Annotated in this window: 27 protein-coding genes; 14 read left to right on the top strand and 13 right to left on the bottom strand. The window is 36.9% G+C overall.

All coding sequences use genetic code 11. From position 1 onward, the window contains the following. Positions 1 to 33: 33 nt before the first annotated feature. From CLV32_RS00290 to CLV32_RS00280, 3 genes are all read right to left on the bottom strand, one after another. The gene (locus CLV32_RS00290; protein ID WP_133551330.1) at positions 34 to 747 is read right to left on the bottom strand and encodes a class I SAM-dependent methyltransferase; all 714 of its coding nucleotides are present in this window, start codon (positions 745 to 747) and stop codon (positions 34 to 36) included. 82 nt (positions 748 to 829) lie between these two features. Then, on the bottom strand, positions 830 to 1486 hold the full coding sequence (locus CLV32_RS00285; protein ID WP_133551329.1) for a YceI family protein: 657 nt from the start codon (positions 1484 to 1486) through the stop codon (positions 830 to 832). Positions 1487 to 2278: 792 nt separating this feature from the next. Then, the gene (locus tag CLV32_RS00280) at positions 2279 to 2761 is read right to left on the bottom strand and encodes a hypothetical protein (protein ID WP_133551328.1); all 483 of its coding nucleotides are present in this window, start codon (positions 2759 to 2761) and stop codon (positions 2279 to 2281) included. Between the two features lie 405 nt (positions 2762 to 3166). Here CLV32_RS00280 and CLV32_RS00275 point away from each other — a divergent pair, with 405 nt between their 5' ends. After that, positions 3167 to 4519, top strand: coding sequence for a hypothetical protein (locus CLV32_RS00275; protein ID WP_133551327.1), 1353 nt, complete (start codon positions 3167 to 3169; stop codon positions 4517 to 4519). A 69-nt stretch (positions 4520 to 4588) separates the two neighbouring features. Here CLV32_RS00275 and CLV32_RS00270 read toward each other — a convergent pair whose 3' ends face one another. The 4 genes from CLV32_RS00270 to CLV32_RS00255 all read right to left on the bottom strand — a co-directional run bounded on the left by CLV32_RS00270 (position 4589) and on the right by CLV32_RS00255 (position 7845). Further along, entirely contained in the window at positions 4589 to 5083 is a 495-nt protein-coding gene (locus CLV32_RS00270) for a GNAT family N-acetyltransferase (protein ID WP_133551326.1), read from the bottom strand. Beyond that, a complete protein-coding gene (locus CLV32_RS00265; RefSeq protein ID WP_133551325.1) occupies positions 5052 to 5360 on the bottom strand; it encodes a type II toxin-antitoxin system TacA family antitoxin in 309 nt (102 codons plus the stop codon). Before CLV32_RS00265 ends, CLV32_RS00270 begins: the two co-directional genes overlap by 32 nt. A gap of 482 nt (positions 5361 to 5842) precedes the next feature. Next, entirely contained in the window at positions 5843 to 6529 is a 687-nt protein-coding gene (locus CLV32_RS00260; RefSeq protein ID WP_133551324.1) for a response regulator transcription factor, read from the bottom strand. Next, on the bottom strand, positions 6526 to 7845 hold the full coding sequence (locus CLV32_RS00255) for a sensor histidine kinase (protein WP_133551323.1): 1320 nt from the start codon (positions 7843 to 7845) through the stop codon (positions 6526 to 6528). The genes CLV32_RS00260 and CLV32_RS00255 overlap by 4 nt, the downstream gene beginning before the upstream one ends. 123 nt (positions 7846 to 7968) lie before the next feature. Here CLV32_RS00255 and CLV32_RS00250 point away from each other — a divergent pair, with 123 nt between their 5' ends. Next, positions 7969 to 10338, top strand: a complete 2370-nt coding sequence (locus tag CLV32_RS00250) for an outer membrane beta-barrel family protein (protein WP_133551322.1) — start codon at positions 7969 to 7971, stop codon at positions 10336 to 10338. Between the two features lie 235 nt (positions 10339 to 10573). Continuing rightward, positions 10574 to 11929 (top strand): hypothetical protein, encoded by a 1356-nt coding sequence (locus tag CLV32_RS00245; protein ID WP_133551321.1) that lies wholly within the window; start codon positions 10574 to 10576, stop codon positions 11927 to 11929. A 56-nt stretch (positions 11930 to 11985) separates the two neighbouring features. Here CLV32_RS00245 and CLV32_RS00240 read toward each other — a convergent pair whose 3' ends face one another. After that, positions 11986 to 12345 (bottom strand): helix-turn-helix domain-containing protein, encoded by a 360-nt coding sequence (locus tag CLV32_RS00240; RefSeq protein ID WP_133551320.1) that lies wholly within the window; start codon positions 12343 to 12345, stop codon positions 11986 to 11988. Further along, positions 12329 to 12640, bottom strand: a complete 312-nt coding sequence (locus CLV32_RS00235) for a type II toxin-antitoxin system HigB family toxin (RefSeq protein WP_133551319.1) — start codon at positions 12638 to 12640, stop codon at positions 12329 to 12331. The genes CLV32_RS00240 and CLV32_RS00235 overlap by 17 nt, the downstream gene beginning before the upstream one ends. A 422-nt stretch (positions 12641 to 13062) precedes the next feature. On the opposite strand from CLV32_RS00235, the gene CLV32_RS00230 reads away from it, so the two are divergent. From CLV32_RS00230 to CLV32_RS00210, 5 genes are all read left to right on the top strand, one after another. After that, entirely contained in the window at positions 13063 to 13392 is a 330-nt protein-coding gene (locus CLV32_RS00230) for a hypothetical protein (protein WP_133551318.1), read from the top strand. A gap of 224 nt (positions 13393 to 13616) precedes the next feature. Beyond that, positions 13617 to 14081, top strand: a complete 465-nt coding sequence (locus tag CLV32_RS00225) for a DUF4265 domain-containing protein (protein WP_133551317.1) — start codon at positions 13617 to 13619, stop codon at positions 14079 to 14081. Between the two features lie 345 nt (positions 14082 to 14426). Further along, positions 14427 to 15101 carry a hypothetical protein gene (locus tag CLV32_RS00220; protein ID WP_133551316.1) on the top strand — a complete coding sequence of 225 codons (675 nt, stop codon included), beginning with the start codon at positions 14427 to 14429 and terminating at the stop codon, positions 15099 to 15101. 395 nt (positions 15102 to 15496) lie between these two features. Continuing rightward, positions 15497 to 15772: a hypothetical protein gene (locus CLV32_RS00215; RefSeq protein ID WP_133551315.1), complete on the top strand. Its 276-nt coding sequence runs from the start codon at positions 15497 to 15499 to the stop codon at positions 15770 to 15772. A 109-nt stretch (positions 15773 to 15881) separates the two neighbouring features. Continuing rightward, positions 15882 to 16094 (top strand): hypothetical protein, encoded by a 213-nt coding sequence (locus CLV32_RS00210; RefSeq protein WP_133551314.1) that lies wholly within the window; start codon positions 15882 to 15884, stop codon positions 16092 to 16094. On the opposite strand, the gene CLV32_RS00205 is transcribed toward CLV32_RS00210, so the two are convergent. From CLV32_RS00205 to CLV32_RS00195, 3 genes are read right to left on the bottom strand one after another with little or no spacing between them, the layout of a single operon-like run. Next, a complete protein-coding gene (locus CLV32_RS00205) occupies positions 16084 to 16308 on the bottom strand; it encodes a hypothetical protein (protein ID WP_166641843.1) in 225 nt (74 codons plus the stop codon). The genes CLV32_RS00210 and CLV32_RS00205 overlap by 11 nt on opposite strands. Further along, the gene (locus CLV32_RS00200; protein ID WP_133551312.1) at positions 16301 to 16804 is read right to left on the bottom strand and encodes a hypothetical protein; all 504 of its coding nucleotides are present in this window, start codon (positions 16802 to 16804) and stop codon (positions 16301 to 16303) included. The genes CLV32_RS00205 and CLV32_RS00200 overlap by 8 nt, the downstream gene beginning before the upstream one ends. Further along, positions 16782 to 17084 (bottom strand): hypothetical protein, encoded by a 303-nt coding sequence (locus CLV32_RS00195; protein WP_133551311.1) that lies wholly within the window; start codon positions 17082 to 17084, stop codon positions 16782 to 16784. Before CLV32_RS00195 ends, CLV32_RS00200 begins: the two co-directional genes overlap by 23 nt. A gap of 79 nt (positions 17085 to 17163) precedes the next feature. Between CLV32_RS00195 and CLV32_RS00190 the strand changes: the two genes are divergently transcribed. After that, entirely contained in the window at positions 17164 to 17403 is a 240-nt protein-coding gene (locus CLV32_RS00190) for a helix-turn-helix domain-containing protein (RefSeq protein WP_133551310.1), read from the top strand. A gap of 262 nt (positions 17404 to 17665) precedes the next feature. On the opposite strand, the gene CLV32_RS00185 is transcribed toward CLV32_RS00190, so the two are convergent. Beyond that, complete coding sequence (locus CLV32_RS00185) at positions 17666 to 17893, bottom strand: hypothetical protein (RefSeq protein ID WP_133551309.1); 228 nt, start codon at positions 17891 to 17893, stop codon at positions 17666 to 17668. A gap of 50 nt (positions 17894 to 17943) precedes the next feature. Here CLV32_RS00185 and CLV32_RS00180 point away from each other — a divergent pair, with 50 nt between their 5' ends. The 5 genes from CLV32_RS00180 (at position 17944) to CLV32_RS00160 (ending at position 21469) form a co-directional block, all read left to right on the top strand. Continuing rightward, positions 17944 to 18759: a hypothetical protein gene (locus CLV32_RS00180; protein ID WP_133551308.1), complete on the top strand. Its 816-nt coding sequence runs from the start codon at positions 17944 to 17946 to the stop codon at positions 18757 to 18759. Between the two features lie 64 nt (positions 18760 to 18823). Then, on the top strand, positions 18824 to 19753 hold the full coding sequence (locus CLV32_RS00175) for an IS1595 family transposase (RefSeq protein WP_133551307.1): 930 nt from the start codon (positions 18824 to 18826) through the stop codon (positions 19751 to 19753). A gap of 122 nt (positions 19754 to 19875) precedes the next feature. Beyond that, positions 19876 to 20313 (top strand): hypothetical protein, encoded by a 438-nt coding sequence (locus tag CLV32_RS00170; RefSeq protein WP_133551306.1) that lies wholly within the window; start codon positions 19876 to 19878, stop codon positions 20311 to 20313. A gap of 79 nt (positions 20314 to 20392) precedes the next feature. After that, positions 20393 to 20710: a hypothetical protein gene (locus tag CLV32_RS00165; RefSeq protein WP_133551305.1), complete on the top strand. Its 318-nt coding sequence runs from the start codon at positions 20393 to 20395 to the stop codon at positions 20708 to 20710. 87 nt (positions 20711 to 20797) lie between these two features. Then, a complete protein-coding gene (locus CLV32_RS00160; RefSeq protein WP_208110927.1) occupies positions 20798 to 21469 on the top strand; it encodes a DUF4145 domain-containing protein in 672 nt (223 codons plus the stop codon). Positions 21470 to 21831 lie beyond the last annotated feature (362 nt).

Here is a 21831-nt window from a genome sequence, read left to right as displayed (position 1 = left end):
ATTCTGTAATGTGTTAATCTGATAGCTTTATATTTAATTCCCCGTTTTCTGAAAAAGCAGGAAATGTTGCAGCGGTAAAAATGTGCCGTTTTTGACCAGCTTAAAGCCATTGGCTGCAAGTTCTTTTTTTACCTGCTTTACGCTCATCTTATGTTCAGGTTTGATGGCTACCGTGGGATCCTCTTCTTTGTATTCAAGCAGCAGCAACTGACCATCGGGCTTAAGTGCCGCTCTAAGCGCCGCCAGATAAGCATCTGGGTATTGCAATTCGTGGTATACGTCGACCATGAAAGCCAGATCGATAGAGTTGGCCGGTAAATTGGGTGCTTTTTCAGTTCCCTTAACGACTTCCACATTGATCAGGCGGTCGTCTTGTGCCTTTTTCTTCAGGTAAGCAATGGCGTCGTCCTGGATCTCAACTGCGTATACTTTGCCTTTTGGAATGCGCTGTGCAACCCGAAAAGTGTAAAATCCGGAGCCCGCACCAATATCTGCTACTACACTATTGCTTTTTAGCGGTAGGGACGCCAAGGCCAGCGTGGTGTTTTCTTCTTGCGTTCTGTTATTACGTTCCAGCCATTCAACGCCTTCAAAACTCATCACCTGTGCAATCTCCCTGCCCATGTAAAGCTTACCCGTACCATTGGATGATGGCTTTTTGAAAGTGTAGGGTGATTGATTTTGGGCAGAGGCCGTTTGAAGACCTATCAAAAAGAAAATGGTAACTATCAGGTGTGATACTTTCATAATGATTTGATTTATAGGAGCAACGAAATCGACGGATAAATGTTTGTGATAGTTGTTTTTTTGCAAATAAAAATGAACCAACCTATTTTTTTGCTACGATTTGAATATCGAATTCTATAGAATCTGACATAGTTTGATTGGCTAAATTAGCATAGAATTTTGCTGATTTGTAACGAACATCCCATTTTGTTCGATCAATGACCAGTTTGGCATTCGCTTTTATAGTTTCGTCCGTAATCTCCGTTTTGGTTTGAAAAGCTACAGGCTTAGTAATTCCTTTAATAGTTAAGTTCGCAGTAACCTGTTTATGGTCACTATTTACTGAATTAACCCTGGTAATAGAAATGGTGGAAAAGGGAAATCGCTTAACTTCAAAAAAATCAGGATCTTTTAAGTGGTTAACAAGTTTATTATCACGCCCATGATTTTTATCTTCAATGGTATTCATGTCAACTTCAACAGTACCACCCACGAGCTGACCGTTTTCAATCCTCAATTCTCCTTTTGATAGATAAATATATCCTGCTTGAGCGTTTAAACCATTTAAGCTTGAACCTTTCCATTTGATGACACTTTCCTTACTGTCTATCATTAAATATCTCTCATCGCCGGTGTGTAAGGATAAGGTACTTGCTTGAGCCACATTTTTATTCTCCTTTTTCTGAGGTTCACGGCAACTGGATGCCAGAATGGCAATAAATAAAATTAAGGAGCAGATTGATAGTTTTTGATTCGTCATGTTAAAATGTGTTTATTAATAGCTGATTGGCAATGTTTTAAATCAGGAATACAATTATTTCTGGTTTTATATTTTGACTTTATAATGGGCATTTTTCGCCAATTATAAAGTGTTTGGATTGAGAGTGCCTCGCTTATCCCGTTTTAATTTATTCAGCGAAAGTACTTCGATATCCTTAAGGGCCAACGATTTGAATTGTAAATTAAAATGTAAATTTTGTAAATAATAAACGACACTATGGGTTATGTCTAAAATCTTCTGTCGGGGAACAGTGCGCGCCTCCTTGAAACAATATAGCTTTGTTCATTTCTGAATCTGTATAGCTTTCGTTATTATTGACAGCAAACAAAAGAATAAAAAATAATATGAAGTACGGAAAAACATTGGTTGCCAGCGTTATATTTTTCGTCCTTGTGTTTTTAACAACTTATTTATCAACGCAATATTTGTCTTTGCAGCCCTCCTCATCTTGTATGGATTGCTCCTACATGAGAGATGTTTTGTTGTTTTCGATCACTTCCATATTTGTGATCCCTTTGATAGTATGGATTCAGAAAAGAGCAAAACTCGGAAAAGTAGTATTGTCAATAGTCATCGGAGCAGCTTTCGTCGCTATTGTGTTTTTCAACATGCTAAATTTATTTCAGGAGAGAGTGTCTTCCTGGAGCTCGTACAGCACTGGCGATGAATTGTTAGCCGTACTACTTGATTCTTACCTTTACCTGACGGTAGGGGCGTCTATTACTTTTTTTGTTTTTTATAAAATTCTAAAAGTCAGATAATTTTAGATTGTCAATGCCCGTTCCCAGTGTGTTCCCCAATATCAAGATTTGTAGCACCTTTTTTTTTTACTAAATGTTCACCGAATTCTATAAATGCTCTTTGAGCTCCAGGCATCTGAGTCTGAAGAAAATCAACATTTTCGCCTTCTTTGATTACTTTATCTAATTTTTGAGAACCTGTGTAGGAAAATAAGTAGGTTTCATCATAGTTATCAGTCAAAATTTCGTCCTCGTACATATTGGCTTTGAAAACAACTTTGATAGTTTCATTTTGTCTGATGATAGCCTTAGGCGAGTAGCTAATAGCGCAGCCAGATCCGCAACTTATAACAATGGATTCCGTTGTGTCTGCCATTGACATAATTGCAGAATCTTTCTTCAGGACTTTCATCGTGTCCTGACCATCAATTTTTTCAGTTAAATGAGACTTTTTGTCCTTGCACCCAATCATCAATAGGAGGCAGGCAATTAACAGGCTATTTTTTATTTGCATTTTTGGAGTTTATTAAAGCTTCCTTTATTTTTTGGCGTGAAATGGCATTCTTCAATCCATCACTGGCATAGTGCAATCTCTGCTTTGCGCATGTCTTTTAACCACAAAATCCTTACCATCTAATTTGGTTTTTATTACGGATGCTTTTTTCCTCTTTTCCACCTATAATACCCAACGTAATTTCATAAAACTTTAGGAACCTTTCTGTCAAACTGGTAATTTGTGGGTTGTTCATGTCGTACATAATATCCAGGTAAATACCAGATTGCTGTACCCGATCTGTCATCGACAAAAGGAGCCAAACGACTGATATGTTTACAATTTCCGAAAAGTATTATATTCGTATCGTTCTAAGTCTTATTGACTTTAGCAGTCAATATTTAATCTAGCTCATTTTAAACTCTTATGAAAAGCGTTATCACACTAATCTTCTGCTTGAATTCCTTAATCGCATTCGGACAAAAAGTAAATGGAGCTTATATCAAAGACTTAAACAACGGATGTAAGGTGTGGGATGAAAACTATGCACCAGAAGACAGTATCAGTTGGAAAGGCAAGTGCAAAGATGACTTTGCAGAGGGTTCAGGAATTCTAATCTGGTATGAAAATGGTAAAGAAACTGCACGTTATATAGGCCTGATGCACAAAGGAAAACCAAATGGCAGAGGTAAATATATTTATTTAGGAAACGGCGAAGTGGAGGGCAATTATATTGATGGCGTATTACAGGGTACAGGATCAAGAACTTTTGCAACGGGGCTTAAATTAGAAGGACGTTATATTGATGACGAATTTTTGAGTCTGGATGAGCCCATTTTTAAGCTCCTTAAAAAGCATCCTGCTACATTTTTAGACAGTACAGATATTTATGTAAACGACGGGGATTCTAAATCACTGTTTTATTACACCATTGAACCAAAAGCTGATGTAAAAGGAGCGTTGGTGTTGCTTCCGTCTTCTGGCGAAAATGTCGAAAGTGTAATTAACAGTAATAAAAAATTAATACAATCTGCCACAGCACATCATATTTTGACGATCGTGTTGTCGATTAATAATGACAGGGGATTAGATGACGATCAATTGGCTCTTAATTTTCTTAATGCTACTTTTAATCAGGTTGCTGAGCAATATCACGTTCCGAAGAACAAATTTGTTATTGGTGGGTTCTCCGGTGGTGGTATGCTGGCGTTAAGATATACTGAAATGTCAAGAGATGATAGTCGTAAAACAACGATAATTCCAGCAGCAGTTTTTGGCGCTGATCCACCAGTTGATTTGGCTGGACTGTATAATACAGCGAAAAGGGATCTTATGCTAAATGCTGATAAAGTTGGTCTAAGCCCGGGTAAAATGAATGGATTAAGGGAAGCAAAAATGATTGTTGAAGAATACAATAAGATTTACGGAGGTGCACCTGATCAATATCCTGAAAGGTATATTCAGTGTTCAATGTATTCCAGATCGCAAAAAGATGGCGGCAATGCAAAGTATTTAAAAAACTTACCCGTTAGGATATATTGCGATCCAGATATATCATGGGCGCTCAAAGAAAGGAACCGGGATTATTACGATATGAATGCGGCTAATCTGTCTGGAATGATTAATTTTTTAAACCTTAATGGAAATAAAGAAGCAGAGTTTATACCTGCACTTGGTAAAGGATATAGACTAGATGGAACAAGGCACCCGCATTCGTGGTCTATCGTTGACTCAGTAGACTGCTTAAATTGGGTGGTTAATATTATTTCAAATAAATAACCAGGGAGTTTTATTGGTTATTTCTGAAAAGTGCCCCGGTAGCAAAAGCTACCGGGGCACTTCGTGTTTCTAATTAAAAGACTTTCGTATCGTCTGCATCGCGATGAACATCTTGCCAGTATCAGGGATCAGTATGAAACCAAACCGCTTATAAAACCTGACGGCATTTTCATCAATCGGGTCAACCACCAGAGCCAGGGTTCCAAGTTGGTCGGAGAGTGCCAGGCATCGCTCCATCGCATCCATTAACAGGTGAGAGCCGTAACCTTTTCCTTTACTCCTTTTATCGACTGCCAATCTTCCCAAAAGAATGGTAGGAAGATCGCTATAGCTGTTAGGAAACTTACGTATAAGGTCATCCGGCATATCATCTCTCGAAACCGAGTTACTCGCCAGCGTATAATAACCAAATACTTCACCTTTTTCATCAGCAAGCACGTAGCAAGCTGAAAGGTCTTTCCTCACATCCTGTGAGGCTTGTTTTTTAAAATAATTATCCAACAACGGGGTTTCACTGTCAAAAATTTCCCTGTTATGGTGTTTTTGCAATAGCACTACTTTCATTAGCTTCTTTAAATTTTTCGTAATTTAATCGAGCTTTCTTAAGTGCATCATTTGGCTCCGCAGGGTTCAGAATCGCTTCTAAAAATATTCTTTTGTCCTCCATCGAACTCAGGATGGTATTGCTATCCTTGATGATCTTCTGGGCCTGCGCCTGGACATGATAAACAATAAATTCAGAGAGGCTTTTAAACCCGCTTAGTTCTGAGGCGTACTTAATTAACTCCTTCTGTTCTTTGCTAATACGAACATCGATTCTATCGTTAACTGTGATTGCCATGTGTTTCTCTATAGTATTAAATATGTGTGAATAGTAATATGTGTATGTATGTCTTATGTTGTCCTATCAGTATCTTACTGTTGAACGGCCAATTTTATTTATCTTTTGTCAGTTTTTCATTTTGTTGTTAAACATGGTATTTATCTCTACTGCTTTACATTAATGAATGTGGTTCAATCGCTCACCCATATAAGAACTTGAGAGGTTAATGCTAAGGTGTCGTAAGTATCATCTAGAATTATGATTCTAGGTCCGGGTTTTAAATGTTTAGTACTGTCTGTTTTTTCTGAAATATTGTTTTTTTATCTTGCCGATAGCGGTCATAAACTGGATGACCCCGTGTTGTATTAGTAAAACAAATGTACGTAACATTTCCGTACAAAACAAATTTATATTTCTTTTGCTCACCACCAAATAAAGACCATACCATAACCTGGCAACGTATAAGCCTTAACTGAGGTATAGCACAAGAATTTTTATTATTAATCAATACTGGTTTTGAACTCGAACCCTGATCCCCTTATCGTTTCGATGCTGATCCGTGGCTCTGCCGACAGGTATTTACGCAGTTTGCTTACAAAAACATCCAGGCTTCTACCCGAAAAATAATCATCGCTTTTCCATATCTGCAAAAGCAGTTCCTCGCGCTTGAGCACGCGGTTCTGATGCTTACAAAAATAAAGCAGTAACTCGGCTTCTTTTTCTGTTAAGCGCGTGTTCCCTAAATCGTGCAATAACAACAAGCGGCTGCGATCCAATGTATAACTACCGGCCGTGATCACCTCAGTCGCTGGCACAAAAGTAGTTTCTGTACGCTTCAGGATGTTCCTGATACGCAAAACCAATTCATCTGCTTCAAAAGGTTTTACCACATAATCATCAGCTCCAAGCTTAAGCCCTTTTAGCTTATCCTCTTTCTGGTTCCGGGCAGTGAGGAATACGAACGGCATATCCGGGAAAATATTGATGACCTCAGCAGCCAATGTGAAACCATCCATCACCGGCATCATCACATCAAGCACACAGATATCCACACGGTCTGAATTCAGAAACTTAAGCGCTTCAAGGCCGTTACTCATCCACGTTACCTGGAACCCGGCTAACTCCAGGTATTGTTTCAGGATACCTGCGAAATCCAGGTCATCTTCTGCTAACAGGATATGTTTCATGTTAAAGGTAATGTAATGGTAAATGTAGTTCCTTTACCGTAAACACTTTGTACACTGATCCGGCCGCCATGGGCGGTAATAAGTTGCTGGCTGTAAAACAGGCCAAGGCCAAGGCCTTTAACGGTATGGATGTCGCCCTTTTCTATCCGGTAAAATTTCCCGAAAATGTGCTCAAGTTCTTCCTTAGCCATCCCAATGCCATTATCCGAGATCGCAATTTGATAGAATGCACCTTCCAGTGTTGTAGTGATAATCAGTTGTGTCCCCCCGTATTTAACGGCATTTTCGAGCATATTGCCAATTGCGGTGGTCAAATGAAACTGGTCTATGGCTATGGATACAGGTTCGCATTGCAACCTCTCGATAAGTTCCGCTCCCGGATTTGCCGCTTTAAAATCGGTAATGATCTTTTCGAGGAAGTGCTCCATCGATACCATTTCCTTTTTCAATATCAATTGTTCTGACCCGGCAGTATGCGTCATAACCTGGTCAATCAGTTTTTTAAGCCGGATGTGCTGACGCTCAATTACCTGAACTGAATTGCTAATGATACGGTTGGTCTTTAGTTCCGGCTGGCTTTTAACCGTGCTAACCGCCACGCTTAAGGTTGCCAGCGGGGTATTGAATTCATGGGTAATATTATTAATAAAATCGGTTTGCATATCCGTGATCTTTTTCTGGGTAATAAGTGCCCGGATAGAAAAATAAAATAGCAAGATAACAAAAGCCAGCAGTAACGCAGAAAAAACAAGGAGGCCGATCATCTGGCCCAATATATTCTGTTGCCAGTCATTAATGCTAAAACTGGAGCGGGTATTAAAGTCACGCACCATCGGTCCGGCTGCTGCATCGTCGCTTGCCGTCATGTCATGAATGATTTGCGGTTGGTTTAGCCGCTTCCCGTTGTTAAACCAGCGTTTGTTTTTCAGAACCAATTTGTAGCCGGAATGTTTATCGATCAGTACTGCATTTTGGATTACAACCTCATAAGCGGTATGGTATTGATCAAGCACATGGTTGTGGCTGATGTAGTAACTGACCTGCCTGGATATATCCGCTGAACCATTGCGAGTAAGCGCGTCAATTTCTGAATGCCGGTTTTCCCGTATCCTATTTTCTACTTGTTCAAACCAGGCATCGCGCAGTTTAACAATGTTCATATGCTCCTCCATCTTGACCAGTTCTGCCCTGACGGCCGTCTCGGCCTCCCTTTGCTTCAGGATAAACGTATTATGGATGAAATACCCTTGAACGGCTGTTAACGCCATTATGGCCAGCGTACAACCCCAGATCAGGTATTTTATTTTCAGTTTCATGAACCAAATATACCAGTAAACCAGAATTACAGGCAGCAATCCGATGACGTTAACAAACCATTAACAAAGCTGTAACGAAAAGCGGTAATTCAAACCTGCAGGTTTGTGGCAAATTAAAAGACTATGTACAAATTTATTTGCCTATTCGTATTCATCCCCTTTACAGGTTTAGCCCAGCATTACAAACTCAGCGGTTCCTTAAACGGTAATCAAAAGCCTGTTTCCTACGCCACAGTGCAGGTTCAAAACGTAGCTGATACCTCAAAGAAACAAAATACATTCAGCAATAATGACGGTATTTTCATTTTCGAAAACTTACCCGCAGGCGATTATCGCCTGAAGGTCACCATTGTTGGATTTAAAATATATAACCAACAAATAAAGCTGCATATTGATTTGCAACTTCCCGAGATCACCCTGGCTCAGAATCCTAACGAACTAAATGAAGTGGTGGTGATGGCAAAAAGGCCGACTATTACCCGCAAGATTGACCGGATAGATTTCAATGTTGAAAACACCATACTTTCGAGCAGCAGCGCCTGGGAGATTGTTAAACGCGCACCGGGTGTCCAGTCTGGAGGCGACCAGCTTGCGGTTCGTGGCAGTCGGTCTATCATCGTAACCATCAACGATAAAAAAGTAACCTTAAGTGGGGACGAATTAAAAGCTTTTCTGGAAAGTACAGCGGGAAATGATATCAAGTCGGTGGAGGTTATTACGAACCCACCGGCCAGCTACGAGGCTTCGGGCAACGCTGTCATCAATATCAAAATGAAAGCCAATCATACCCCAGGTTACAAAGGCTCAATTGGTGCAGGCTATACTCAGGGTATTTATGCCAAGGGAAATATGAATACCAGCCAATATTATAAAACTGGGAAGCTGGCTATTTTTGGTAGCTACAACATTGGCAGGGGCATTTACTATAACGAGATAAAAGAGGTAACCAACTATGCCGGGCAGCAGCAAACCTGGATGGATATCCTACGACGTAAAAACTATCGTGATGCCGAACACACTTACCGGCTCAATTTTGATTATGCTATCGATAGTCTGAATACCATTAGTGCAGGAACAGACGGCTATATCGCTAAAAATAATCACGCGTTATACAGTGTTCCCACAACCATCTATCAATCAGGCGCATTTCAATCAGCTTTTGATACGCAAAATACCCGCCGTACACCCAATACCAACGTCAATATCAATCTCGGTTATGACCATCGTTTTTCAGTGACCGAAAAACTTAGCCTTGCAGCAGATTACACCAATTACCAGAATACCATTGGTCAGGATGTCAGAACGAGCTACCAGGTTGTTGATCCGCATAACAGCCGCTTTGTTACCGATACCCGCCAGCATATCCGGCTGTTTTCGGCACAGGCAGATTACAGTAAAGATAGCAAGGTGATTAGTGTCCAGGTGGGCGCAAAGTTTAGCAGGGTACAAGCGGATAATTTCCTGGATTTTCGCCGCGATACCAACAGCGGTCTGGTGATCGATCCTGCGCTTAGTAATACCTTTCTTTACCGGGAAAGTGTATCCGCAGGTTATATTAGCGTGAATAAAGACTGGGGCACCTGGAGTTTTAAGGCCGGGCTCCGCGGCGAATATACAGACATCAACAGCAGTTCCATAAGCCCCGTGCAAATTAATAGACAAGGATACTTCAATCTTTTTCCGACGGTCTTTTTACAGCATAAGGTATCACCAGATAATCAGTTGGGCCTTTCTTACGGTAAACGGATCACCCGGCCGCCTTATAACTTCCTAAACCCTTCCCGTTCCTATTTCAGCCCTAACTCTTACCTCATGGGCGACGCGAACCTGAAACCAGCCCTTACCGATCAGTATAGCCTGTTGTATACCTACAAAAGCAGGTACAATGCTGAATTATATTTTATCAATGAGCAGCATCCCACCATACAGCTCCCTTTTCAGGACAATGCTACGAATACGCTGATCCAGAACGTGACCAATATTCCAGGTTCCCGGTATTACGGCATCGATTTGAGCACAAACTTACAGTCAGCAGACTGGTGGTCGTTGGATATAAACCCTGGCGCCGCCATTCTCATCAGCAGTTTCCCCCTGAGTGGGGGTGGTTTTATCAGGCGTAACGTTTTCAGTATAAACGGTACGGCAGATAACCAACTGACGCTAAACAAAAAGGCAGGTTTTACAGCCAATGTCAGCTTTAATTTTAATACGGCTGGTTTACAAGGCCCCGCAACCGTGAGCGGTATGAGTAGTCTGAACATCGGCGCAAAAAAGAAATTATTTAGCGACCTTGGAGAAGTATCGCTGAGCGTCAATGATATTTACAGAGGCCAGAAAATGAAAGTTACCTCTGATTATGCCGATCAGCACAACTACTTTACCTATTATGGCGACACGCAGAATTTCCGGATTTCCTTTAAATATAATTTGGGTAATGCGGGCCTGAAAGGGAAAGAACAAAAACAAAAGACCGATGAGCAGAAAAGGTTGTAAAGTTTAACGATTTATATTGAAAGTGTTTAAACCAAAACCACTATACAAAGTATAACATTATAAGGAGTTGTTAATTACCGAAATAGAACGCTAAATATGATTTTCAATAGATTACCAATATGATCACAAGTGACAAAAAGAAGCCAAACGACTGATTTGTTTACAATTTCCGAAAAGTATTATATTCGTATTGACTTTAGCAGTCAATATTTATTCTAGCTCATTTTAAACTCTTATGAAAAGCATTGTTACACTAATCTTCTGCTTGAATTTTTTAATTGCATTCGGACAAAAAGTAAATGGAGCTTATATCAAAGACTTAAACAACGGATGTAAGGTGTGGGATGAAAACTATGCTGCAGAAGACAGTATCAGTTGGAAAGGCAAGTGCAAAGATAACTTTGCAGAGGGTTCAGGAATTCTAATCTGGCATGAAAATGGTAAAGAAACTGCACGTTATATAGGCCTGATGCACAAAGGAAAACCAAATGGCAGAGGCAAATATATTTATTTAGGAAACGGTGAAGTGGAGGGCAATTATATTGATGGCGTATTACAGGGTACAGGATCAAGAACTTTTGCAACGGGGCTTAAATTAGAAGGACGTTATATTGATGACGAATTTTTGAGTCTGGATGAGCCCATTTTTAAGTTACTTAAAAAGCATCCTACTACATTCTTAGACAGTACAGATATCTATGTAAACGACGGAGAATCCAAGTCACTTTTTTATTATACCATTGAACCCAAAGCTGATGTAAAAGGAGCATTGGTGTTGCTTCCGTCTTCTGGCGAAAATGTCGAAAGTGTAATTAGCTGTAATAAAAAATTAATACAAGCTGCCACGGCACATCATATTTTGACGATCGTATTGTCGATTAATAATGACAGGGGATTAGATGACGATCAACTGGCTCTGGATTTTCTCAATGCCACTTTTAATCAGGTTGCTGAGCAATATCGCGTTCCGAAGAAAAAATTTGTTATTGGTGGGTTCTCCGGTGGTGGAATGCTGGCGTTAAGGTATACTGAAATGTCAAGAGATAATAGTCATAAAACAACAATAATTCCAGCAGCAGTTTTTGGCGCCGATCCGCCAGTTGATTTGGCTGGACTGTATAATACAGCGAAAAGGGATCTTATGCTAAATGCTGATAGAGTTGGTCTAAGCCCGGGTAAAATGAATGGATTAAGGGAAGCAAAAATGATTGTTGATGAGTATGATCAGATTTATGGAGGTTCACCCGATCAACATCCTGAAAGATATATTCAGCGTTCAATGTATTCCAGATCGCAAAAGGATGGCGGCAATGCAAAGTATTTAAAAGATATACCCGTAAGGATGTATTGCGATCCAGATATATCATGGGCACTTAAAGAAAGGACCCGGGATTATTATGATATGAATGCGGCTAATCTATCTGGAATGATTAATTTTTTAAACCTTAATGGAAATAAAGAAGCAGAGTTTATTCCTGCCCTTGGTAAAGGATATAGATTAGATGGGACAAGGCACCCGCATTCATGGTCTATCATTGAACCAATAGACTGCTTAAATTGGGTGGTCAATATTATTTCAAAAAATAACTAGGTGAGTTTGACTATATAAAGAACTACGAACCGAATAACGCACCTTAAATTTTGCAGTTAGTAAGCCTGAATTAGAACATTAGCTGGAATGTGAAGTACATCAGTTAATTTCCGGATCATAGAAAGGCTTAATTTTCTTTTTCCCGATAGAACCTCTGATTTCCTTGAACGAGTACCTAATAAGTTGCTAAGTTCGTTTTCAGACAAATTCATTTGTTCCATTCGAAACTTTATAGCTTCTATTGGATTAGGATAAGAAACAGGATAATGCACTAATTCATATTCCTTAATTAATAGACTCAAAATTTCCAATTCATCGGAAATTGCAGAACCTTCTACGATATCAGTTTGCATCAACTCATACACATGAGCTAGCGCATTATCATATTCTTTCTCACTTTTAATTGGTTTTAACATAACTAATTGTTTTAGCATTTATTTTATCATACTGTTTATGCGAACCAAACCAGACAACAAACACAATTTTCAATCTATACTCTATATCAACTATTAGGCGATAACTATTGCCGTGGATATTATATACAACTCTTTTTTCATTGAGAACGGAAGCATTTTTATATTGTGCTTTTAATTCATTTGGATTATTCCATAGTGCAGTAACGGCCTCTTCATACCAGCTCAATAACGCCTGTTCTGCCTGATGGAATTCACCAATATAATCCTTTAGCGTCTTTACTGCTATCACTCGCATATTTAACAAATATACTGATTTGTTCCCAAAAAGGGAACATTTTTTTATTGACCTCTTTTCCCCGATTTAGCACTGCGCTGGAAAAGGCAACAGAACTAAATCCCGGAGGTGGTATCGGGATTATTGTGCTCCTAAATTTAAAAAATAAAATAGGGCACCATATTGTGCATGCTAACTAGTATTTGCTTACGATAATGGTTGGTATTGTTCTATACCTGTTTATATTGCAAATTGAAAATCTATTTTATTAAATTGAAAAATGATCAAATAAGTAAATTCAAAGCATTTTTGCAACATACAAAGACTGAAGGAAGTTGGGAATTTCCGTATTTTACACAGGTCGATTTTTATGGAAGGCACAATTATATTCAACATCTCATCCAATTCTAGATAATAAGTGATGACTAGTAACGACTTTTAGCATGTGGACACCGATTTCATTAACCGAATTAAAAGAATGGATCTCAAGGGGAGAATCAAAACTCGATGATGAGCCATTGAACTTTTGGAACCTGATTAAAATTGCGCCGCAGAAATGGAAAGAAAAAGAATATGGAGACGAGGGCGGAGGATTTTGGGTTGTTGCTGTTTTCGGAAATACAGTAGTTTTTTATAATGATATCGAAGATGGGTTTAATACTTCACCATATACAGCTTACGGACAGATTAGCGAATATGCATCTGAACAAGCCGAACTTGATTGGATCGTAGAACGACTTTACAATTCATTAAAACGGAATGCTCAACTATAATGGCAACTACCGATGAGCACAACTGGCTTGACAAGTAAAATGCTTGCATATCATGAGGCGATTTAGACTGGGGAAGCCTCTACACTATGTACCAGAGCCTACTAATGATGATGTAGAAGGACTTGTTACTAAAAAAGCAATTGGTGGGCTGCAGAACAGTAGATAGGTTTAACCAAACTTGCTGAATCCTAAATTGAGTAATAAACAATTTGATCTCTTTTAAAATGGCAGAAGAAGAATACGAAAAAATACTTTTCAAATTTTACAGCAACGTCCTTGATGAAGAGACGATCGAGACAATGTGGGCTGTAATAGTTGATAAGGAAAAGGGTCTATACAAATTAGACAGTATTCCCTTTTATGCTCCCGACGTCGCGGCTAATGATATTATCTATGCTGAATTTGATGAATATCAAGAACGGCTAACCTACAGGCACACGGTAGAAGCGTCTGGTAATTCTACTGTTCAGGTTGTAATATTGGAATCTGGCAATGATACAAATGAAATTAGAGAAGTGTTTGACTTGCTTGGCTGCTCTAGCGAAAAGTATAGTGAAAGATATTTTGTAATTGATGTCCCTGGTAGTTTGAACTATGCAGTTGTACAGGATAAGCTAACGGAGCTGCAAAATGCTGGGATTCTAGATTATGCAGAGCCCTGTTTATCTAAAAAGCACGGGCTGGAGTAAATTATGAAAACCGAAATCGATATTTTTATCTGATAGAGAAGTAGAAATTTGGGCTTATGCCGAGTCTCAAAAATGGAACGATGCACTTTGTAACCGAAAAACTTCCGCGGAAGGAATATTTGACAAATATCGGGATATCTATAAAGCTTATCTTGAATTCTATTTTCGCATTGATGAAGAAGCAATAAAACTTGAGTCTCAAAGCGGCTGATATTTTTAAATTGGTACGCTCTGGTGGAGCGGAAAATTCTTCTACAACCTTTCCAATCTTTTAGTAATTTTATCTAAACTTTCACCATTCGCCAAGCCGCCAAACGCTACCGGGAAGTTCAAAAGGATGATATAGTGGACAACAAAATTGAAACATATTCGACACTTTGGAGTTTGGTTGAACTCGACCAGACAGAACACAAACTGAAAGAAATCGCGTTTTTTTTCTTAAATGCAATGAAAGACTGGCCGATACAAGACCAGCATAGAATTGCAGACTTTGACAAAGAACTTAAAGAATATTTCGGCTCACCATTAACAATTGAGAGAATACACGCAAAGAAGTTTAACGGAAAAAATGCTTGGCAGGTTGAAGCTGACAGTTCCATAGTTGAAGTCATTGACACTTCAGCAAGATTTTGCAATGAAAGTAATTTCGATAATATATTAAAAAATATTCTTGATTTCTATGAACAGGAATTTAAGAAGACTGACTTTATTGCACAACTGAAATATAGGACAACAGAACAAGGTGGTAGACAGACTCCGGCTAAAAGCGGTTACAGACCACAAATAAAGTTCGACTTCATAGAAATGCAGACATCAGGACAACAAACTTTTATTGACAAGGAAACTGTTTTTCCTGGTGAAACAGTTAACGCAAAAATTAAAATATTATCACCAGACTATTTTTCGGGTTGTCTGACAGAAGGAATGGAATTTGAATTTAGAGAAGGTACGACAGTTATTGTGACAGGAGAAATAAAATATGGCAATGATATATTACTTTACACCATTTGTAAAAACTAATATAGCTCAGAATATTCAAAACTCAATGCTATAAATAGTAAAGCCCCTGATTCATCATCAAGGGCAGTCCGAACCTTAAATACAATTAAACTACTTCTTTTTGCGAGTTTGCGACAAATCTGACCCTGCAACTCTTTTTTCAGCAGGAGTAGATTTTGGGTCTCTTAAAATTTTAGAAGCATCTGTTGCCACTTTTGGTGACGTTTGTTTTGTGTTTGTTTTCGCCATAATTATATACAGTAATTAGATACTGTATATAAATTTAGCACTATACACTTTTTCGTTATTACGGTTAACCGTAATAGATCTAATATTTTTAGTTTTCCACAATACTTTACTAAATCGGGTTAGTTCGGTAAATTTGTTATGTAGTATAAATCAACTACATAGAAATTATGGCAGATAATGAAAAAACATCTGAACAGGTTGCAACGATTGCTTCTAGGATTTTGAAAATGAGTAAACCAACAATCATGACAAATGAGTTATGGGAAGATATCAAAACCATAGCAGCATCTGCATTGACTCAGACAGCAGATAAACCAAAGTCATTTCCGTTAGTCAAAAACTATCTTAACCAATCAAAATATCTTCGAAGTGTAGAAGGCATAGGTAAAACAAATTATTTTGATCTCGGAGCGGAGATGGCGAAATTAGACGAAAAGAAGTAGAAAATTTTTATGAGAAAGTTATGACTGCCCCTTGGAAACGAGGGGCTTTATTATTTATAGTATTTAGATATGAATGGTTCTAATTTATTTTAATTGAAAAGAACTATTTATGAAAAGTGTTTATGTAGACGAATGTATCAGGGCTTCAATTGAAGCTCTCGAATTGGCTAAATTGATAAGAGAATTAAATTCAAGTAATTATGAAGATGCTGTCAAATTCCTCAGATTATATACGAGAGAAAATAGAAGAGAGGATATCGTTGAATTTACAGAGAAAATAATCTTAGATATTGAGAAGAAATTCCAAGAGGTTAAATCATGACAATATCAATGGCTTCAATCCTAGGTTCTTGATATGGTTCTAGCTCATTTTCATGGTATTCTGAGTAAACAAGAACTTTATTATCTGCAAGATAACGTACACCATACCATGCACCGTTTGGTAGTTTCTTAACTAATAACATTTTTCCAACATTGAAGTACTTATGCTGTACGTATGAAAGGTCTTCAAATTTTTGTATTTCCATATTATTCATAGATTGCGTTGTTGATAGTGGCTGTTAATTCTCTTAATTGATCTACACAAGTTAAATCATAATACTGATTAAGCCAAAAACTATTATCCGTTTTGATGATATTTACCAATATCTGCCTTTTATTATAACTTGTCATGGATTGAATAATGTAAAATACAATCAACGTAGCTGGCAATAGCCCTATGCACCAAAAGAAAGCTAAAAACAAAGGCGTTAAATCACCAAATCCAAATTGTGGTTCTGTCGTACATATATAAACATACATTACAGCTACCCAAAACAAACCCACCAAAGGTGACAACGCTTGATAATTTGGTTTAAATCTGTGATACTTAACATCCATTTCCTTCATTTCCGCACCTCTTAGCTCATTAATCCCAATAAATGCGTTGTTATTTGGATGATTGAAGATCACCCTTTTATCCGTTACTGTAAACTTCTCTGATCCGATAATTATTTCAGATACTTTGTGCTCATTTGCTGTTAGTGTTTCCATTGCAATTGTTATATATTTTATCAAATTTTAATCTGGCATTTTGAACTTGTTCAGGTGTCCAATCATTATCAATACCTAATTGTTGTAGTCGTTCCAAGTTGGCCTGAACTATACTAAAACATTCATCCATCTTTCTGAGCTGTTTTGTTGTGTTATGCATTGATCTAGCTTCTTTATAACAATCACATGATGTCTGGGCTAATTTCTCTGGTGTTTTTGGAGTACATGAGTAAAGCATTGTAATAGCGATACTTAAAATCGATATTAATAGTCTCTTCATTTGTTAAAGCGTTAAATTATCCGAACAATAACAGGGATTAAAATCCCTATATCAAAATGTAATTATTCCTTTTCTTGTGATGATGGTTAAGGACGGAAAACATAGGAGAAATGAGGAAGGGATATCCACCTTAGCTAACAATATTAAGCGATACAGGAAGGAGCGCAATATGACTATGCAGGAATTAGCAAACAGGTTAGATGTAGATTATTCCCAGATCAGCAGGATGGAAAGAGGCATAGTGAATGCAAACATTTCCATTGTTTTCGATATTGCAAATGTGTTAGAAGTCAAAGCCAGTCAATTATTAGAACGATAAATATTAATGGGAAGTTTGGAAAAATCACAAATAAAAATAATAGCTATTATTAATGTCATCAATAATATCAAATTGACTGAATATAAGTCCTTGACCTACGGTTTTGATAAGTGGATAATCTCATACAATGAGTACCCACGTACGGTTCAGTATGCCGACTACTCAAGAGTATATGTCTTTAATGTTAGTTTGGATCACTATGTTCTTCGAAACCTATTAATGCATTATAACTTGATAAGTGAAAAGGATCTTGAAATCGAGTCTAATTTATCAGGTTATTTAATTTTAAAGTACCCTGTTTCTGAAGTTCCTCAAATAATTTAGTTCTTTCTATAAAAAAGTTTTCAATTTTGCTTGCAATCTTTTGTTTTCTTCGATCATCACTTATATTGAAATTAATGTGATATAGTTCTTGAATGACATCACATGCCTGTTGATCCATCAACAGATATATTAACTCCCATCTTTTAGATTTTTTAATTTTTCCCATGTTTACAAATATAAATCAGACATTTACATTTATAAATGTCATTGGTAGCTATGGAAGAGCCAAAAAAAATATTAACAGACTTAGTAAGTTATATTGGTGTATTCGGCACAGGTATTTTAGGAACAATCATAACAACAAGATTACTGAATCGGGAAGTCTTACTTACTAAAAGAATCTTCATCCAAAGGGTGGCATACTCCAGCAACTCTGCAACATGGGGTAAAATTGATGTGCTCTATAATGGGGCACCTTGCAATAATTTACACTTGATTACTGTCGAGATACGTAATGACAGTAATAAAAACATAGATGATGTAGAGGTCGTGTTTACCGTTCCTGAATTTAATACATTTTACGCCAATTCTGGACAATACAAACAGGACGAGGTTTTTACACCATTATTGTTATCAGATGGGTATTATAGGTACTTCATGGATGTTTCTGAAAGAAACAGGACAATAGAATCGCTAGATGAAGGGGCACAGATCCGATTACGAGGTGAGATCGATCATGTTACAAGAGAAAAAAAATTTCACATACCGGTTTTTAATAAAAATGGAATCGGGATATTCAGCTTTCTAATAGATAATACAACTAATATGGAACCAATTTTAATGGTGAGCATCGTAAAAAAAGACGTTAGACTCGCTCCATATCAAGAGGAAGAGGAAAGGAAAACCATACAAACAAAATGGGTCGAAATAATGACTTGTTTGTCATTGATCTCATTTGCTATTTTGATTGCAACATACAGTCCTACTGTGAAATTTACAGTTTGGCTGATGATTATAAATTTGTTCACATCATACTATCTGAGCATGGCAATCTATCGATCAATAATTTGGATAAAGCGATTTTTAAGTTAACAGCAATAAGTGTAATTAAATACTCAAATTTGTTTATTTCAAATTTTAATACTATATTTACACCATGCTTCCAGAGTTTAAAAGTATTATAGATCTACTGCAAAAATTCCCCACAGAACAGGACTGTATTAATCATCTTGAAAAAATAAGATGGGATGGAAATGTTGTTTCCCCATTTGATCCAGAATCTAAAGTTTATAGCTGTGCAGGAAATAAATACAAATGCAAAAACTCTGGCAAATACTTTAATGTAAAAACACAAACCATTTTTGATAACACAAAAATTCCTCTGGTAAAATGGTTCTTAGCGTTATATGTGTTTTCGTCTCATAAAAAAGGTATTTCATCACATCAGTTAGCAAAAGATATTGATGTTACTCAAAAAACTGCATGGTTCATTTTACATAGATTACGTTACGCTTTTGAACATCCAGATTTCCAAGCTGAGTTTACTGATCATGTTGAAGTTGATGAAACCTATGTAGGTGGTAAGGAACCAAATAAACATAAGCACAAAAAGACAGGTAAAACCCAAGGAAGAAATACCACTTCAAAGAAGCCTGTAGTTGGAATGAGGGAGCGTAATGGGAATGTGTATGCTAAAGTTGTAGATAATGTATCTATGAGCACAATACAGCCTATGATCGAAAGTATGGTTCCTCATGGTGCTACAGTCTATACAGATGAATGGTTAGCTTATAATAGACTTAGTGAAAAATATCTGCACCATCGAGTTAATCATGGAGCTAAGGAGTTTGTTAACCAAATGGCATCTACAAATGGCATAGAGAATTTTTGGTCTCATTTAAAAAGAATGATTGATTCCAACTACCATTGGGTCAGTAAGTATCATTTACAGAGCTATGTTAATGAAGAGATGCTCAGATTTAATACAAGACATAATTCAGCATCACAGAGATTTAATTATGTTTTAGGTAATATTGGTGGACGTTTAAAATACTCTGAACTAATTGAAGTAGGAGATAAAAATTAGGATAATATTTTAATCAGCCACTTGATTTTTTCAGTTTCGAACCGATATTTAATATATAAATTAGGTTAATAGTATTTAAACAATGATGTAATCATTTATTTCAATTTATAATAATTACCTGAATGAAAAGTAAAGAAGATAAGGATTTAATAGTTAAAAGTGAAGGCACTTTTGTTTTCAGAGGTAAGAAGATCAAATATGCATTATTAGAGAATGGATATGCAATTATAGCAGTAACCAGTTTATTAATGCTCTTACGAGCTAAAGAAAAAGATTTCAATGATTTCCCTTCTTTTAGAAGATTTAAATCTCAAAATAAATGGAATAATGGTCTTTATCTAGATGAGGTTATAGAGATTCTTATTTCAATTATTAGTGGTAATGAAAGTGAAGATCTTATTAAGAGTGCTAAGGATTTATTGACTGATCTATCTTTGAATGCTTTAAAGTCATTTACTGGTGAAGAAGATATTATTGTAGATGAAGAACCAAAGCAAGAACCTACGTTTAATCAATTGTTAGGAGCACTAATGAAAGTTCCACCACCTAAAAAAGGATGAGATAGTATTGATTATTTTGATGATGCAGATATTTATAGTAATAATGATTATATTTGTATCAATTTATAACTAAATAAAAATGGAAGAGAGATTAACTAGATTGGAAGAAAAACTTGATACGTTCATTGATGCTGTTCAATCTGCTTTTCAAAAGATTGATAAAAATTTCGAGTCATTTAATAAAAGATTTGATGTTATAAATGCTAAATTGAATAGCCTTAATGAAAAGGTAGACATCTTACAAGGAAACTCTTCGTCAACAATTGAAATACTCGAAACTGGCTTTAATGATATTAAAACAGAAATTCAAAAAATATCTGTAGTAACACGTTATGAAAACGACTATCCTTACCTGGCTAAAGAAGAAGCTAAATCGGGAGAACAGCCACTAAACTAAATATTAAAGTTAATTAAAACATAATGAAAAGCTCAGTCTAATCGCTGAGCTTTTTTTATATAACGCTTAACAAGAATAATCAAATAAATGAAATGTCCTCACTGCGTAAACTACATTAACGAATCTTTTAAGTTTCATTTTTATGGCAACGATTCTGATGGGTATTGGTTTACAAAATCAATGAATTGCCCAAATCCAAACTGCAAGAAAAATATTATTTCTCTTATAAAAAGTACGGGATTTAGAAATGATCCGTACGGTAACATGATTGGTCCAATGGATGAAATTAGTTCTATATATGTAAATCCATTAAAATCTTCAAGACCATCTCTATCGCAAGAAGTCGATTCTAAATTTTCTAAAGATTATAACGAAGCGTGCCTCATATTAGACTTTAGCCCAAAAGCAAGTGCTGCTTTAAGTAGACGCTGTCTCCAAATCTTGTTAAGAGAGAAAGCAGGAGTTAAGCCTGGAGAACTTGCAAAAGAAATACAGGAAATAATTGATAGTGGTAAGCTACCATCACACCTTTCTGAAAGTATTGATGCAATCAGGAATATAGGAAATTTTGCATCTCATCCAATAAAAAGCACATCGACTGGGGAAATTGTAGACGTAGAAGCAGGTGAGGCTGAATGGTTATTAGATGTGTTAGAATCATTATTTGATTTCTATTTTGTTCAGCCAGCTTTAATTAAAGCTAAGAGAGATGCATTAAATCAGAAATTAAGTGATGCAGGAAAAACCCCAATGAAATAGATTTAACTATTTTAATAGATTTTAATATATTTGTACTGTCGATAAACTACATGGATTTTTACTTCGCCATAACTAGAGCTAATTAAAGCGATCAAGTATGTATTACTTATAATTGCTATAGAATGGATTTTAGTCAAAACATCCCAGAGCGTTGCGAGACACTCTGGGTTTTTTTATGCCATGTTCTCGCAGTCTTTGTCAAGCAGACTTTAAAAAATTGTCAGAAAGGAGGTAAAAATGATATGTTCAAGTTTATCGACAATAGACTTCACAAACTTATATTCAGACGCTCCCGCAGGTTACCTAACGGAACTATGATATACGCAAAAGGCCGCCCGTTCCCAATATGGGTACCTGTTGTG

Origin of the sequence: Pedobacter duraquae (assembly GCF_004362245.1) — a bacterium.
Lineage (GTDB): Bacteria > Bacteroidota > Bacteroidia > Sphingobacteriales > Sphingobacteriaceae > Pedobacter > Pedobacter duraquae.
The sequence above is the reverse complement of the archived record's forward strand: the minus strand, read 5'-3'. Positions and strand labels throughout refer to the sequence as shown.